This is a genomic window from Wocania arenilitoris, assembly GCF_021728535.1.
Classification (GTDB): Bacteria; Bacteroidota; Bacteroidia; order Flavobacteriales; family Flavobacteriaceae; genus Wocania_A; species Wocania_A arenilitoris.
In genome coordinates, this window is sequence record NZ_JAKKDU010000008.1 from 20,129 (window position 1) to 34,018 (window position 13,890).

The following is a 13,890-nucleotide window of genomic DNA, read 5'->3' on the forward strand; positions in this document are numbered from 1 at the left end:
AAGGAAGATAAAGGGTTGTTCTGTGGTAAGTATAAAACTTTACTTCCTTTTGCTTTTTACCTTATAAAAATTGTCTTTCCATCTATTTTATAATTATTTATAAAATTAGTGTTCCTTATATTTATTAATATTTCTTCTATATTTTGTTTTTTACTCGACACTCCATTAAAGCGAATGTCTTCTAACTCCTTGTTTGCAAAAATTATATCCACATCGTACCATCTAGATAGGACTTTTGCTATTTCTTTCAAGGGTAGGTTAGAAAATGTAAAAATTCCTTTTTTCCAAGAGATAATTTTTTTCACATTAACTTGAGTAATGTTAATTGTGCTATTTTGGTCTGCAATATTTATTTCAGACTGATCCCCGGGTTTTAAAATAGCCATGTTTAAACTATTGTTAATTGCAATGCTACCCTCTACTAAAGTTGTATAAATATATGGTTCGTCTTTATAAGCATTAATGTTAAACTCAGTACCTAAGACCTCAATTTCTTGCATTTGCGTATTAACAATAAACTTTGAGCCATCATGATTAGTACTAGGAGACACCTTAAAATAGGCTTCTCCATATACCAACTCTACTTTACGGGGTTCTCCTTTAGCAAAAGCAACAGGATATTTAAGTTGAGATTCAGAATTTAACCAAACCTGTGAGCCATCAGGTAATTTTATAGAAAATTCACCACCTCTGGGGATAGTTAAATAATTGTATTGAATTTTATTTTTTGAAACTTTAGCACCCTTGTAAACTATACCTTTATCATCAGCTTTTAGGTTATTGCTTACAAAGTCTTTTCCTTTTTCAAGAAAGATATTGGATCCATCCTCTAGAGTCAATGTTGCTTTCTTCGATCCAATTTCAATATCATTATTAATTAAAGTTGGAGGTGTAGTTGTAATGATATTGGAAGGTATATCTTGTTCTCTATTTTTTATAAACAGAATAGATAAACTTATGAATAGCATTACAGATGCGGCAGCAGCATATTTCCAGTAAGACCTTTTTCTTTTATTAGGTTTAATTTTACTTTCGATGGTACTCCACGTAATCTTAAGATTACTAGCATTTACAGATTTATAGTGTTCTATGCTATAATTTGTAACAATGTAGTGTTTGAAAATAATTTTATTACTTTCTTTTTCATTCAACCAACTATTTAGTATGTCTAGTTCATCAGAATTAATCTGATTGATGCAATACTTAATTATCAGCTTTTCTATATTACTTTTAATCATAAATCTTTTAATATATTAGTTGTACAATTGGTTTTAGAAATACCCTAGTATAATTCTTGTTTTTTTTTTATAGTTTTACAATTTTAGTATCAATTTAATGAAAATTTACGACGAAAGCGACTTATTATTAATACAAAACTTTAAGAGTGGTAATTCTTTAGCATTTAAGACTTTGTTTGAAAAGCACCAAGCTGGACTTACTGCCTTTATAAATAGTTATACAAATGATTCAGTGCTAACACAAGATATTGTTCAAGATGCATTTGTTAAACTATGGGATGCGAGAAAGAGTATTAACAGTGAAAAGTCTTTGTCTGCATATTTGTATAAGATTGGTTATTATACTTATATTAACGATTATAGGAGAAATAAAAAAAAATCTGAAATGATAGATTCTTTAACCTATAAAACATTAACTGATGTACAAGACGATACAAGTAATGATATAAAAGAGGAGCGATTAAAACAAGTCTTTACCGCGATAGAAAACTTACCTCCTCGTTGCAAGGAGATTTTTAAAATGAGTAAGCTGCAAGGATACAAATATTACGAAATTGCGCAAATGCTAGAAATAACGGAAAAAGCTGTTGAGTCTCAAATGTCAATTGCATTCAAAAAAATAAGAAACGCAATAAGCAAAAATGGTCCTTTATTGTTGTTTTTGAACTTCTTAGTAAATAATTTGATGCCTAAGCCATATGTTAAGTGGTTTAAATATTCAAAGGAAACCTCTTTTAAAACTTTCTAAAAGAGGTTTTTTTCTTGAAAATAGCTACTGCTATTCCTTCCAGTTCTTTAGTCTTCTCTGTTGTTCATCATAGGGGATGCCTTCTATAATCCAATCTTCAGCTTTTTCCCCTTTGAGATAATGTCCAAACCATTTCAAAATACGTTGCTGATAATCATGTCTATTCTTGTCTTTTCTTAGTCCATGCCCTTCTTTTTCATAAACTAATAATACAAAAGGTTTATTAGCTCGTCTAGCTGCATTATAGTATGCAATACCTTGAGACCAATTTACGTTCATATCATTATCTCCGACCTCAAAAAGCAATGGTGTATTTAGCTTTTCAATTTGCATAACAGATGAGTTTCTTATGTAGTTTTTAGGTGAAACCCAAGGAGCAGACCCCATTCGTTCTTGACCTACTTCAAAATGATCATTCTCAGGTCTTCCACCAAAGGCAGGTGTAACGGCTAAGTTCATAGCAATTAATTCTGTTAATCCTGCTCCAGCCACACTAGCGGCAAAAATATCGGTTTGAGTTGGTACAAAACCTGCTTGGTATCCACCCCATGAATGACCAATCAAACCAACTTTATTAGCATCTACATCTCCCATTTCAACTACCGTCTTTACAGCATTTTCTAATGTAGTTGTTGATGATGTTCCAGGTTCTCCTGTAATAAAATCTATATCTGGGTTTAAAACAAAATAACCATTTTGAGTCCATACGGTTGTATTGTAATAATCATATTTAGATGGAGGTTTATATCTGTGAAAGCCATTGGTTAGTTTTTCATATACATAGGTAATCATAGGGTATTTTTTACCTTTTTCATAATTAGCAGGATAATATAATATGGCCTGAGACTTCTTTCCTAGAGCATTTTCAAACTCAATTAATTCTGCTCTGCCCCAAGCATAATCTTTTTGGAATGCGTTGGTATTGGAAATTTTAACAGGAGATCTAAATAAGGTATTTGTTAAGAAAAGATTTGGAGATTCTTTATAAGATTGTCTTGTTATTAGCATTTTACCTGAATCTTCTAATTTTGAAGAAGCCAATGAAATTCTAGCATTATCATAGATGAGCATTTTGATTGGTTTACCAGGGATTCCCTTAGCATATCCTGTTTTTTTTGTGTACAAACCATACATTGAGAAATACATTGGTTTCTCAACATTTAGTTCTTTTTGTTTTCTGTCAAGTTTTATAATTCTATAAACTATACTGTCTTTTTCTCCATGGGTTATTTTTCTTGAAGGGGTACCATTTGTGAAAATCTGCCATACATTAAACTTGCTGTAGATAAAGAAACTTTTACTATCCTTACTCCAAACCTCAAAGCCATATGCAGATTTTTGGGGTAACGGATGGTCGTCATCAAAATTTATAAATACTCCATCTAAGTTTTTAGTAATATTTGTTGATGTTTTTTTAGTAATATCATACAAATGAATATTATCCTCTTTTAAATAGCTGAAAAAATGATTGTTTGGACTTACACTCCAAACTTTAGTGACGTTCTCAAGTACTTTGTTTTTCTCACCTGTAATGTTATTAACAGTATATATATCATAGCTCGGTCTGCCAAACATGGCTTCAAAATCATAAGGGGTCCCATCCAAACCTATAACAATTTTATTGTCAGCCTGAACCTGAATAGTTTCAACTAAATCGTCTCCCAAAACAACAAATCTATTCTCATTAATATGCCAAACAGCATTTAAAGGTTGCTCTATACCTTTCATTTTACTTTTTTTCTGAGCTGGGATAATAACCAAATCTTTACTGTTCCAGATTTCTACATCGGGAGCCTCTTCTTTTTTATTAGGAGTTTCTTTTTCTTTTGAAAGAGTATCTTTTTTTATTGACTTCTTTTCCTCTTCAGATTTCGTTTTTTGCCAACTAAAAGTTGTGAAATAAATAGAGTTGGCATTTTTAGAAACAGTAATTCTACTATTTAAGACTCTAGTGTTTATTGGAAAATTATTAAATTGAGATTGGTCAAAAACATAAAATGAGGGTTTTTTAGAATTCAGATTTTTCCATAATAATAAATGATACGTTTCATTCTCGTAATTTTCATCTTCATGTTTTCTCACAGCAAATAATTCATCACTGTCTTCCAACCATTTCAAACTAACGTAGGCTGCATTTTTTTGGTCTAAAACTTTCAATACTTCTGTTTTAGTATTGTAAATTTGAATAGCGTTACCAATCTTGTCTTTAGTATCTATTATCATAGCTATAACAGCATTGTTTTCTTGCCAACTATAGGTTTTAACATTACCGAAACTTATTTCATGACCTGACTTAAGGTTTTTAATAATAAGGGTATTACCTTCATTACGTTTCATAGCTGCATATGATCCTGTATTAGAAAAAGTAATAGATTGAAACCCTTCAAGCTCTAGAGTATCTTTACTAACTAAATTATAGATTAAAGACTTCGTAGGTTGCTTCTTTTTGTCTTTACTTTTGTTTTTTGACAGCTTTTTAGCTTCTTTGCCTGTGGGTACTTTTGTTAAGCTCACCCATTCACCTTCATTAGAAAAAGTTGCGGCTGTGGTGTTGGGAAATGCCTGGGTTGCTTTATCTTGCGTGTTGAAAATTTGGGTTATGTAATCTTTATCTTGAGTCACTGTTTTGTATGTAACCCAATTCCCGTTTTTTGAAATAGAAACACCACTTAAACTTTCCCATTGACCGTAATCATCTGGTGTAAGCGTTTTTAAAGAATCTTTTTTAATTTCTTGAGCGATAACTGTAAAGTTACCAATAGATATAAGTACTAATAAATTAAAAATCAATAACTTTAGAGGTGTGTTGTTAAACATAATGTTTTTATTTTAATGGTTTATTTATAGGTTTACAACTTTATTTTGGTAAGCTTTTAATTTTGAAATTTGAGTATAAAAAAAGGGGAGATAATAGCTCCCCATATGATAATTAATATCTTAATCTATTATCTAGATCTAGAATAGATGTTAGAAGGCCAATCCGCTCCATCAGTTCTTGTAAATCTAACTGTTCCTGTTTCATCATAGTCATCGGAGTAAGAATACCAAAATTCAATATCCATAGAAGAGCCATTGATATTTGAAATCGTCCAATGCTCTGAAGAGTTACCTGAAACATAGGTTTCTCCAGATAAAAAGTCGAAGAATATTTTACCTGAGGTACCATATTTATAGTCCCACAAAAGATTTGACATACTATAAACTTGGTTGCCCAAATGGGTTATATTAACAGATCCTGTTTTACCCACAAAAACACCTCCATAAGTTGCGGCTCCTCCACTAACTTCAATCCATTCAAAATCAAAAGTCCCTTCCCATACTGGTGGTGCGTAATCTTCAACTTTAACTTTCATTCCAAATCGGTTACCCACTTTAGTGGATTTTCTAGAATCTAATGTAGTACCATCCTTGGCTGTAATCACATAATATAGTAAAAATATATCACCTTCTCTAGCTAAAACACTAGATCTACTATTTTTAAAGTCATTTAAATATAGTCCGTAAGCATCATCACCTTTAATATTAAAGGTAAATTCTCCTGACTCTGGAACATTTACTGAGCCTATCATCTTACCAGTTGTATTAAATGGAGCGGTGTAATTATAACCATCTTTTTCTTCAACAGTAAGATAAAAATCTACTTTTGAAAAGTTTTCTGCTGAAACATTAGATTTTAGACTCATGTTTATTTCTACTTCATCGGTTGCCCAATAGTCTTCATTTGTTAGCAAATCGTGATACCAAATAAAAGTTTCTTTATCTTCAACTGGAGTGAACGCAATTCTCGTTTGTTCTTTCCAGTTAACTACTTCTTCAATTACTGAATCATCACTTTCATCACAAGAGTTTAGTAAAAAAATGGCACTAAAAAATAAAAAATATTTAAAAATTATTTCTCTTTTCATAATTAGAATTGTTAGTTGTTAATTTATGTTGTTCTGTGGTTTATTATTATAAATACGTAGAATTTTAAAATACCCTATAAGATTTTTTGTTTTTTTCTTCATTAATATCCGAAGACCCTCTTTAACTTAGTATCCAATTCATCTTTGGTTGGATTTCTTAAAAGAATGGTGTTGTTATTATCTATCAAAAATGTAGTTGGTAAATGAGGAACCCCATAACTTTTAGCTACAAGTACATTGTTCTACCAACTTATATTTTGCATTTACTTTTGAAGGGGTTTTAATCTGGTAGAACAATGTACTTGTAGCCATCACCTTCAGAAAAATAAAGCCTACTGCGGTTCTTTTTAAGCCATTTTTCCCAATCATTGACCGATTCAAAAGATTCGCCGGTGTACCTTATTAACAGACGTTTTGCCATGTCTACACGATCACCTTTTAGTAGCATGTTTACAGCTGTATCTAGAAGTTTAATATCATTATTTGGAATTCCTAAAGCCTTGGCGTCTTTATCAACATCAGTTTTATAATAGTGCTTATATGTTACTGGATATAAGTACCCCATATTCTCTTTATAGAAATTCTCATACTTCACCCAGTCTTTGCCAAAAGCTTCTTTTCTTTTATCTGGTTCATGGCGAATGGTCCACTCACGAGTTTCTTTTCTAATAGGCATTTGTAAGTGTATTTTTTCTAATTCATTCAGTTTCTCGCCGGCTTTTTGCTTCTTTTGTGCCTTCTCTTTATTTAGGCGTTGTCTAAGGGTATCTTTATTAACGTAATGTAACCAAGCTTCAGAACCACGATCAGAAACTGTCCATTGTTGCTCTCTTTCGTATTGACGCAGCGGCATCATTTTTATTTTTCTAGTAATTTGTTGCTCACCTTTAAATTGTGCGATATAGTGTATAGCGTTTATAAAAGCAAGTTTAGCGCTTGAAGTCATATACTCTGGTGCGGCAGCAAATCCCCAATGAAAGAAATTAGCATGACGCCCTAGTGCAGTTGCAATTACTCCTTTGGAGTTAACACCTCCCGAAATCCACTCTGCATCTATACCATTTTCAAAACCATACCCTGTTGATACCAAACCAATGGGAAATCCTTTACCGTCTAAATACCCTTCGGTTTGAATGCGCCACATTTTCATTTTTTTTCCTAAATTTCTTCCACTATATCTTGCTTTGAAACTTCCAGGTGTTTCACGTTCTTCATAAGAAATATCAACTTTAAATGGCTTGTTGAAAATTACATGCTCTGTTTTCATGCTATGAGCATGAGCATCTAAACAAAGACATAAATGATCTATTTTAAGTTGTCGGCCTTCACCTATAAAAGCCGAAGGCTCTCCTATCATAATGGTCGCATAGTCAAAGTTCTCTGTTAAATATTTTCGTGGTTTATAACCTGTTACTTGTCCTGTTGAATCTCTTTCATAGCCCCCTCCATAATGCTTTAGGTAAGTGTCAATTATTGTTACATCAAAATCAGCCGACATAGTTTCTGTGTATTCATCTCCATAAATCACAGTTACAAATTGAAAGTATTGTTTTAGAAAATTGTTAAAATCTGTTGCCCTTCTTTTTTGGAGTTCCAATTTTCTTTCTGGATTGAGTGCATACCTTTTTTCTCTTTCAGATAAAGGTTTGTCAGGATTAGCACCAACATATAAAATTTTTAAATCAGATTTTTTGTCCTGCCCAAATGAAGGTACAGTTATTGTAATTGTTAAGGTTATTAAAATTACACTTTTAAAAAGACGCCTCATTTCTGTTTATTGTTAAATTATAGTTTAAATGATTTTGATTTTGTTTGTGGCGGAAAACACTTTCTAAGGTTACAGGTTTGATAATGCAGACCGCAATTAATTTTAGAACCTTTTGTGTAATAACCTACAGAACAGTATTGCACAAAAACCAGTGCTCCACGATATACATAAATATCATCACCATAAGATTCACTATATGGTTTTTCCCATTCACCTATAGCTTTAATTCCAGAAGGAAGTTCTAATTCTAATCTAGATGCAATATATGGCTGGTTTTCTGGAACATATGCATAAATATGCCACTCATTACCTATATTAGCTTTCAGCACAATAGCTACTTGCGTTTTGTCTTCAGACCAAACAAGTGTGGCATTTACAGATACAGGATTCATAGGATCCGATGGTGATGTAAAAAGCTCGGATGAAGCTACTTCCACTTTCTTCTTAAACTCTGAAGATATATTTGTGCTTTGAGCAAAACTTATTTGAGTAATCAGGGCAAGGATTAAAAAGTTATATCTGTTAATTGTCTTAAAAACCATTATCAATAAATTCCTTACTATATATTTAGCTCATTAAATAATTCAGTTAATTGGCTGCTAGAAGGCCTTGGTGCATTTTTATCTACAATATTACCATCAGGATCTAATAAAATGAATTGAGGTATAGCATTAATCATATAGCCTTTAACAAAGTCTGAATTGAAATCATTATTAGCCAATAATTGGATGCCTGTAAGCTCTTCATCTTTAACCATGTTCATCCACTTCTCCTTGTCCTTAATTTTATCAACCGAAAGACTTACAAAATGAATATTTTTTCCATGATATTTTTTTTCAACTTCCTTTAAAAAGGGAATTTCATATTTACAAGGCCCACACCATGTTGCCCAAACATCTATGTAAACATATTTTCCTTTTAAATCATCTAAAGATGTTCTTCCTCCTGCATAATTCGTGTAATTTACAAATTTAGGAGACACTTTCCCTTTAGATAAATGCTTCAAATTATTGTAAATTTCTGTTATGGTCTTATTGTTTTCTGTGTCTGTAGACGCTTCTGTAAATATTTTATAGTATGTCTCAACGTCGTCTGCATACTTTATGCTATATACAGCCTCATCAAACAATAAAGTGTTTTTAATGTTTTCATTTGGAGCCTTTGAAACTGTTTTTAAATAAGAAAGGGTTCTGTCTACAGAGTCATTCTTTATTAAATCTGAATTTAATTTTCTATAATGAGCACTTACTAAACCTTTATATATAGAAGAAAATTTAAAATCATTTTCGTTATTATAATCTATATTTTTTAATTCATCTTCAAAGCCTTCAGATACTTTAAAGTCTTCTATTTTAGCATAGTACGCATGCGATCTTTCATACATGCTTATATAATTCAAATAGTTATAATTAATATCTTTTATTTCATTAGCTTTAAAAGATGTAGAAGCAATGTTAGTAGTTGAAAGTAAATTTTCTAAACTTTTTTTAACCTCGTTACATTTAGCTTTAAATGCGGCTTCTTCTAATATAAACAACTCTTTCCTCTCTCCTGTTAATTCTGAAGATATTTTGTTTTTTTCAATTAAATAGTTACTAACGTCACTACCAGATCCAGAAAAATTTAAAGAGTTTTTAAAGTCTTTAGCATCATAATTTATTTGTATAGTATTACCTGCTTCTGCATAAAAGCTATTGTAATTTTTAGAATCGTAGAAACTAAACATTCCAGCATCTACTTTTAAAGTGTCTTTAAAATTTCCTTCGCTATCAATTTTAAGCTTCTTTTTTATTTTTCTGTCTGCACTAGAAATTGAAAGTTCTTTAGCATCAGAGTTTAAAATTTTGCCAGAAATAATAGCATAATCAATGGGAGTTTCTTTTTTACATGATGTAATTAATACAATTGCTGATAGAAATAAGAGTAAGTTTTTCATTTTGGTAAGTATCTATTTTTAATTATTTATGCTTTTATTACAAAAAACAACATGTTTACCCTATTAAAATTTTATTCTTTAACATAAAATTGGCTTTTTAAAGAATAGAAAATGTTGTTTTAATTTTAATCTATCTATACTTATTTTAAGTATAGTGCCTCTTTTTTTTATTTTATAAGAGTATAATTTTATATTTCTCTTTATTTACACTTAAAAAATAGATACCTTTAGATAGGCTTTTTGGTATGTGCATTTCTGTTATTTTGTTTGATGAGTTATATTCTTTAAGAGGAATTTTAATACTTTTTCCGTTCACATCTACCAAAGAAAATTTATCGGTTTCTAATGTATTACTAATCCTTATAAAATCTTCTATAACAGGGTTTGGAAAAACATTTCTTTTTATAACATTATAATTATTGGTTGAAAGGGTATGATCAAAATAACCCTTGGCATAATCAAAAGCATCTAGCCCAATTTGCTCTCCAATAATTCTACCAGGAATATCATCAGCTGGTGGATGAATGCCTCCCCAAATTCTAGATAGACTGCATTGATCTGAAGCATCTCTATAAGTTGCCCACTGTAGCGTAACATCTTGAGAAGGCCCATTTTCAAAAACTAAAAATTCATCTTTTTTAGCAACAAACTCTCCCATACCTCCAGGAAAATAAGCGTCACCTGTAATTCTTGTTAAAACTTCTGCTGCTGCTCTTGAGTATGTTGAATGCCCAGATACATAACCAGCAAATGGTGGTGTTACAAAACTTGGGCGCTGATAAGGCATCCAGTTTTCTGCTAAAATCCATCCTACACCTGCAATATCTGTACTTGGGTCTGCAATAAAACTATGTCCTTTCCATGTAAATAATTTAATTTTTCCAACATGTTCATTATTATTTCCTGCTAAAGGATCTCCTGTTTCTACCATTTCAACAAAACCATCTTCTAAAGGAATTCCAGCAACATTAAAATTGCTTAAGGCATTATTGGTGCTTTGCCCCATTTCTGCCATATATCTAATCGCTGAAATTGGTCTTAAATAATCATACCAACCTTTTATTCCCCATGCTGCAATAGCTGCATCATGCATAGCGCCTCCTAACGTAAAATAACTTTTAATATCCCATTCTAAATTTGAAAGCACCTCACCTTCACCTTCAAACTTTTTTACTAATAACTCATGATCACTTACATAATTTAAAAGTGTAAACCAATGCCCTGGTGGTGTTTCTGAATCTGGACCATCTGCCCAAAACTCAGCTAGAACTCTTCCATAATCTCCTCTTGGTACAAGTTGTTCTGTATATGGCGCATTTGTATGTGGATTTATTGCATAGCCACTACCTATATCACCACCGTTAAACGTGTTGTAAAAATCTGGATAATCATTTACATTTGTAGGGAGTTGGCTAATAGCGATATTACCTAAAGATTTTGGTGAAATATCTACCATAACACCATCTGTTGGGTCTAAATGTGATCCCCAAATAGAGACTAAAGAGAATCCCCATTTATAATTATTTCCAGAAACGGTTTCGGTATTAATATCTAGTAAAGGAGGTGTTCCTGGGTTGTGGTACACATTGTAAGATGACCCACTTCTTGAAAACACACTTTTATCGCTATTTTGTAATGAAAACGGAACAACATTTCCCCACTCTGGACTCAAAAAATCTGGTGTAGATCCTGGAATTAAATTCCCGCTTTGGTCAATAAATGTTTCTAAACTTAATGGCTGCCATCTATTAGGGTCTGTTATTGTTGTATTTCCTGGTAGGTCTGTTGGTAAAGGTTGATTTACTGGTGCATAATATGCATTGTCATAGCCTGTTGTTTCTCTAGATCCATCTACATAACCAAAATTAATAAGATTTGATGCAATATAATTACCTAGTGCTGCAGCATCGTTGGTACTATAGTCTGTAGATGTATATGCCTTATCATAGCCCATTTCATCCATAAGTAAATCAAATAAAATAAATGATTCATCTGCTCCTGGCGAATTTTCAAAACGATGTTTTAAAAGGCGATACATGGCATAACTTAATGTTTTTAGCCTATTTTCATCAAGATTACCTGTATTCGTAAATCCGGCAAAAGAAGTAGTATAATTACCTAATTGATTGCCCAACATATAGGTTTTACTTCTTCCTGAAGTGTCATAAACAGACCAAGAATCGTACATAGCAATACTGGCATGAAATAAATTTCTGGCATGTACAGTTGGCCTAGCATAATCATTTCTTATGGCCTCAAGTAAGACTTCGTTCCAAAGTCTTGCAACAGATGCATTTCCATTAACCGATACATTTGCAGAAGACAATGAAACATTCAATTCTATTGGCAAAGTTGAACAGCCATCTGTTTCTGTAGCTATTACTTTACCCGTACTGGCAACGTTCCATTTGATTTTTACAGTATTAGTTCCTTGTCCTTCTAGTATGTGTCCTCCTTCTGCTTGCCATACTATAGTAGAATTTGAACCTAGTGGATAGGTGTAATTTTCTTCACTTAAAAAATAACTTGTATCACTGCCTGTAATTAATTTAGATTCTAAATAAGAGCAAGAACCATCTTCTAATGTGGCTAATGGATTATAATTACAACTGTTTGGGTCGGTACAACCGATGGTTTTTATACTAGGTGTTATTCCTAAGTATTGATAATCAACTCCTTCGGTAACCTGTATATGGGAATTAGCATTAATGTTAGAATAATTATCAATAATTCCCGAAGGCCATTCAATACTTAAAGAAGTTACCTGTTCTGTTTCTCCCAAACCAAAATGAATAGATTGTAGGCTCTGAGAATACAATCCCATGCCTGAGTAGTACTTTATAAAAGAGCCATTAGTTGTTGTTATTTTTAACTTGGTACCTATACCATCTCTGTTAGAAGAAACCCCTTTTAGTTTAATTTTAATCCAATTTAAATTTGTTTCTTGAAAACCATTAATCAATTTATTGTCATAAAATGAAGAAGGAGTATTGAAGTAACTATTTGAAAAAAATATATCAAGGTCACCATCATTATCATAATCGAAAACTTCTGAGGAATATGATACTGTTTTTTCAATACCTATACCTGATGCTGCTGTAATGTTTTCAAAACTGTTTACACCGTTTGCGTATAAATTTTTGTAAATTACATTTACCTTTTCTCCAAGTATTGTTTCTCCAGTACATACTAAAAGGTCATCGTCGCCATCATTATCAAGATCTGCAAATCGAGTATCCCAAGCCCAATCTGTAGGCAAATAAATATTTGAAGTTCCGAAATATTGAAAAGTGTTATCTGAATTTCCTTCAACAATTGTGTTTGTTACAGTGTCTGTGATATAAAAATCTAAAATATTATCAAGATTATAATCTCCAACGGCAATTCCCATGGCATCAATATTTATGTCTAACCCATAGCTACTGGAACTTTCAATAAACCAACTGCCATTATAGTTTATGTATAAATCATTTCCTTGGGAAAAATCATTTGTAACGTATAAATCCATATAACCATCTTTATTAACATCAATAGGAATAGCCATAAAAGAGTTTTTGTCTTCATTATGCAGGTTAACATTTTCAGTAGTTTCTGCAAATGTTTCATTACCTAAGTTTTTATACAACCTGTTGCCACAACCAGATTTAAAGTCTGCTATGTAAATATCTAAAAATCCATCATTGTTATAATCAAACCAAGTGGCGGTAGTATTTGCACAGTTGTCAATTGATGGGAAACCTGCACTGGTGGTAACATTTGCAAATGTTCCATCCCCATTATTCTTATACAATTGTACTTTGTAAGCATTCGTTAAAAACAAATCTGGATATCCATCATTGTTAAAATCACCCCATGAAGCACCAAACTTGTATCCTATATATGCAGGTATCTGATTTACTTCACCTATAGCTTCGCTATATAAATTATTTAATCTGGCTTCGAGTGTGACGTCTGAAAATGTGCCATTGTTATTATTTTTAAATAATCTACTATGTGTAAATGGTTTTCCATCCTCATCTAAAGAACTGGAAACTACAAATAAATCTAAATCATTATCATTATCATAATCAGCAACAGAAACCCCAACATTGTCCTCGAATTCGGCACCACCAAATCTGTTACTTGTTTTAGTGAAAGTTTGTGCGTACCCAAATAGGATGAAAAAATGAAATATTATTGTACCAATAAGAAAAGGTTTGATATTATAATGACTCATAATTCAATTTGAAACTATTTAATTACAATAATATTACGCGATAAATGATGTTTACCCTAGTAAAAGATTGAAAACAATA

At 31.7% G+C, this 13,890-nt stretch carries 8 protein-coding genes; 1 reads left to right on the forward strand and 7 read right to left on the reverse strand.

The features are described from left to right. Window positions 1–56: 56 nt before the first annotated feature. Entirely contained in the window at window positions 57–1,238 is a 1,182-nt protein-coding gene (locus tag L3X37_RS07870; protein WP_237239625.1) for a FecR family protein, read from the reverse strand. A gap of 97 nt (window positions 1,239–1,335) precedes the next feature. Between L3X37_RS07870 and L3X37_RS07875 the strand changes: the two genes are divergently transcribed. Further along, window positions 1,336–1,986, forward strand: a complete 651-nt coding sequence (locus L3X37_RS07875; protein WP_237239626.1) for an RNA polymerase sigma factor — start codon at window positions 1,336–1,338, stop codon at window positions 1,984–1,986. A 30-nt stretch (window positions 1,987–2,016) separates the two neighbouring features. Here L3X37_RS07875 and L3X37_RS07880 read toward each other — a convergent pair whose 3' ends face one another. The 6 genes from L3X37_RS07880 to L3X37_RS07905 all read right to left on the reverse strand — a co-directional run bounded on the left by L3X37_RS07880 (window position 2,017) and on the right by L3X37_RS07905 (window position 13,811). Next, entirely contained in the window at window positions 2,017–4,803 is a 2,787-nt protein-coding gene (locus L3X37_RS07880) for an alpha/beta hydrolase family protein (protein ID WP_237239627.1), read from the reverse strand. Between the two features lie 128 nt (window positions 4,804–4,931). Beyond that, window positions 4,932–5,891: a hypothetical protein gene (locus tag L3X37_RS07885; protein ID WP_237239628.1), complete on the reverse strand. Its 960-nt coding sequence runs from the start codon at window positions 5,889–5,891 to the stop codon at window positions 4,932–4,934. Between the two features lie 280 nt (window positions 5,892–6,171). Beyond that, a complete protein-coding gene (locus tag L3X37_RS07890) occupies window positions 6,172–7,659 on the reverse strand; it encodes a hypothetical protein (RefSeq protein WP_237239629.1) in 1,488 nt (495 codons plus the stop codon). A 17-nt stretch (window positions 7,660–7,676) separates the two neighbouring features. After that, on the reverse strand, window positions 7,677–8,201 hold the full coding sequence (locus L3X37_RS07895) for a protein-disulfide reductase DsbD domain-containing protein (RefSeq protein WP_237239630.1): 525 nt from the start codon (window positions 8,199–8,201) through the stop codon (window positions 7,677–7,679). 17 nt (window positions 8,202–8,218) lie between these two features. Then, window positions 8,219–9,595: a TlpA family protein disulfide reductase gene (locus tag L3X37_RS07900; RefSeq protein WP_237239631.1), complete on the reverse strand. Its 1,377-nt coding sequence runs from the start codon at window positions 9,593–9,595 to the stop codon at window positions 8,219–8,221. Between the two features lie 172 nt (window positions 9,596–9,767). Then, window positions 9,768–13,811: an FG-GAP-like repeat-containing protein gene (locus L3X37_RS07905; protein ID WP_237239632.1), complete on the reverse strand. Its 4,044-nt coding sequence runs from the start codon at window positions 13,809–13,811 to the stop codon at window positions 9,768–9,770. Window positions 13,812–13,890: the final 79 nt, after the last annotated feature.

Bases quoted from the DNA above. Each gene is read 5' to 3' on its own strand.
- L3X37_RS07870 (WP_237239625.1), bottom strand. From the start codon at position 1,238: ATGATTAAAAGTAATATAGAAAAGCTGATAATTAAGTATTGCATCAAT.
- L3X37_RS07875 (WP_237239626.1), top strand. From the start codon at position 1,336: ATGAAAATTTACGACGAAAGCGACTTATTATTAATACAAAACTTTAAG.
- L3X37_RS07880 (WP_237239627.1), bottom strand. From the start codon at position 4,803: ATGTTTAACAACACACCTCTAAAGTTATTGATTTTTAATTTATTAGTA.
- L3X37_RS07885 (WP_237239628.1), bottom strand. From the start codon at position 5,891: ATGAAAAGAGAAATAATTTTTAAATATTTTTTATTTTTTAGTGCCATT.
- L3X37_RS07890 (WP_237239629.1), bottom strand. From the start codon at position 7,659: ATGAGGCGTCTTTTTAAAAGTGTAATTTTAATAACCTTAACAATTACA.
- L3X37_RS07895 (WP_237239630.1), bottom strand. From the start codon at position 8,201: ATGGTTTTTAAGACAATTAACAGATATAACTTTTTAATCCTTGCCCTG.
- L3X37_RS07900 (WP_237239631.1), bottom strand. From the start codon at position 9,595: ATGAAAAACTTACTCTTATTTCTATCAGCAATTGTATTAATTACATCA.
- L3X37_RS07905 (WP_237239632.1), bottom strand. From the start codon at position 13,811: ATGAGTCATTATAATATCAAACCTTTTCTTATTGGTACAATAATATTT.